The sequence below is a fragment of the Vibrio sp. 14N.309.X.WAT.E.F5 genome, assembly GCF_030397615.1.
Lineage (GTDB): Bacteria > Pseudomonadota > Gammaproteobacteria > Enterobacterales > Vibrionaceae > Vibrio > Vibrio lentus.
Genome location: NZ_JAPNXR010000038.1, coordinates 1 through 2,941, shown reverse-complemented (window position 1 = coordinate 2,941; position 2,941 = coordinate 1). Strand labels below are relative to the sequence as shown.

Below are 2,941 nucleotides of genomic sequence, written 5' to 3'. Positions count from 1 at the left end.
AGACCCTTTCGGGTTGTATGGTTAAGTGACTAAGCGTACACGGTGGATGCCTTGGCAGTCAGAGGCGATGAAAGACGTAATAACTTGCGATAAGCCCAGATTAGGTAGTAATAACCTTTTGAGTCTGGGATTTCTGAATGGGGAAACCCACGTGCACAAGCACGTATCCTGTTGTGAATACATAGCAACAGGAGGCAAACCGGGGGAACTGAAACATCTAAGTACCCCGAGGAAGAGAAATCAACCGAGATTCCGAAAGTAGCGGCGAGCGAAATTGGATTAGCCCTTAAGCTTTTAATGATGCAGGTGAAGAGTCTGGAAAGTCTCGCAATAAAGGGTGATAGCCCCGTAACCGACACATCATAATCAGTGAAATCGAGTAGGGCGGGACACGTGATATCCTGTCTGAATATGGGGGGACCATCCTCCAAGGCTAAATACTACTGACTGACCGATAGTGAACCAGTACCGTGAGGGAAAGGCGAAAAGAACCCCTGTGAGGGGAGTGAAATAGAACCTGAAACCGTGTACGTACAAGCAGTAGGAGCACCTTCGTGGTGTGACTGCGTACCTTTTGTATAATGGGTCAGCGACTTAATTTTAGTAGCAAGGTTAACCGTTTAGGGGAGCCGTAGGGAAACCGAGTCTTAACTGGGCGTACAGTTGCTAGGATTAGACCCGAAACCAGGTGATCTAGCCATGGGCAGGTTGAAGGTTGAGTAACATCAACTGGAGGACCGAACCGACTAATGTTGAAAAATTAGCGGATGACTTGTGGCTAGGGGTGAAAGGCCAATCAAACCTGGAGATAGCTGGTTCTCCCCGAAAGCTATTTAGGTAGCGCCTCGGACGAATACTACTGGGGGTAGAGCACTGTTAAGGCTAGGGGGTCATCCCGACTTACCAACCCTTTGCAAACTCCGAATACCAGTAAGTACTATCCGGGAGACACACGGCGGGTGCTAACGTCCGTCGTGGAGAGGGAAACAACCCAGACCGCCAGCTAAGGTCCCAAAGTATAGCTAAGTGGGAAACGATGTGGGAAGGCTCAGACAGCCAGGATGTTGGCTTAGAAGCAGCCATCATTTAAAGAAAGCGTAATAGCTCACTGGTCGAGTCGGCCTGCGCGGAAGATGTAACGGGGCTAAGCTATACACCGAAGCTGCGGCTACGTACCTTAGGGTATGTGGGGTAGGGGAGCGTTCTGTAAGCCGTTGAAGGTGTGCTGTAAGGCATGCTGGAGGTATCAGAAGTGCGAATGCTGACATGAGTAACGATAAAGGGAGTGAAAAACTCCCTCGCCGGAAGACCAAGGGTTCCTGTCCAACGTTAATCGGGGCAGGGTAAGTCGACTCCTAAGGCGAGGCCGAAAGGCGTAGTCGATGGGAAACGGGTTAATATTCCCGTACTTCTTACAATTGCGATGGGGGGACGGAGAAGGCTAGGTGGGCCTGGCGACGGTTGTCCAGGTTCAAGTATGTAGGCGGAAAGTTTAGGTAAATCCGGACTTTCTTAACGCTGAGATACGATGTCGAGCTACTACGGTAGTGAAGTCATTGATGCCATGCTTCCAGGAAAAGCCTCTAAGCTTCAGATTGTAAGGAATCGTACCCCAAACCGACACAGGTGGTCGGGTAGAGAATACCAAGGCGCTTGAGAGAACTCGGGTGAAGGAACTAGGCAAAATGGTACCGTAACTTCGGGAGAAGGTACGCTCTTATCAGTGAAGTCCCTTGCGGATGGAGCAGACGAGAGTCGCAGATACCAGGTGGCTGCAACTGTTTATTAAAAACACAGCACTGTGCAAAATCGTAAGATGACGTATACGGTGTGACGCCTGCCCGGTGCCGGAAGGTTAATTGATGGGGTTAGACTTCGGTCGAAGCTCTTGATCGAAGCCCCGGTAAACGGCGGCCGTAACTATAACGGTCCTAAGGTAGCGAAATTCCTTGTCGGGTAAGTTCCGACCTGCACGAATGGCGTAATGATGGCCACGCTGTCTCCACCCGAGACTCAGTGAAATTGAAATCGCTGTGAAGATGCAGTGTACCCGCGGCTAGACGGAAAGACCCCGTGAACCTTTACTACAGCTTGGCACTGAACATTGAACCTACATGTGTAGGATAGGTGGGAGACTTTGAAACCGCGTCGCTAGATGTGGTGGAGTCGTCCTTGAAATACCACCCTTGTAGTTTTGATGTTCTAACGTCGGTCCCTGAATCGGGATTACGGACAGTGCCTGGTGGGTAGTTTGACTGGGGCGGTCTCCTCCCAAAGAGTAACGGAGGAGCACGAAGGTGGGCTAAACACGGTTGGACATCGTGTGGTTAGTGCAATGGCATAAGCCCGCTTGACTGCGAGAATGACAATTCGAGCAGGTGCGAAAGCAGGTCATAGTGATCCGGTGGTTCTGAATGGAAGGGCCATCGCTCAACGGATAAAAGGTACTCCGGGGATAACAGGCTGATACCGCCCAAGAGTTCATATCGACGGCGGTGTTTGGCACCTCGATGTCGGCTCATCACATCCTGGGGCTGAAGTCGGTCCCAAGGGTATGGCTGTTCGCCATTTAAAGTGGTACGCGAGCTGGGTTTAGAACGTCGTGAGACAGTTCGGTCCCTATCTGCCGTGGGCGTTGGAAAATTGAAAGGGGCTGCTCCTAGTACGAGAGGACCGGAGTGGACGAACCTCTGGTGTTCGGGTTGTCATGCCAATGGCATTGCCCGGTAGCTAAGTTCGGAATCGATAACCGCTGAAAGCATCTAAGCGGGAAGCGAGCCTTGAGATGAGTTTTCCCTGGCACTATAAGTGTCCTAAAGGGTTGTCGTAGACTACGACGTTGATAGGCAGGGTGTGTAAGTGCTGCGAGGCATTGAGCTAACCTGTACTAATTGCCCGTGAGGCTTAACCATACAACACCCAAGGGGTTTTGTGGACTCAA

General features: G+C 51.1%; 1 rRNA gene. It reads left to right on the top strand.

From position 1 onward, the window contains the following. Window positions 1-19 precede the first annotated feature (19 nt). Window positions 20-2,912, top strand: a 23S ribosomal RNA gene (locus tag OW495_RS22975). Window positions 2,913-2,941 lie beyond the last annotated feature (29 nt).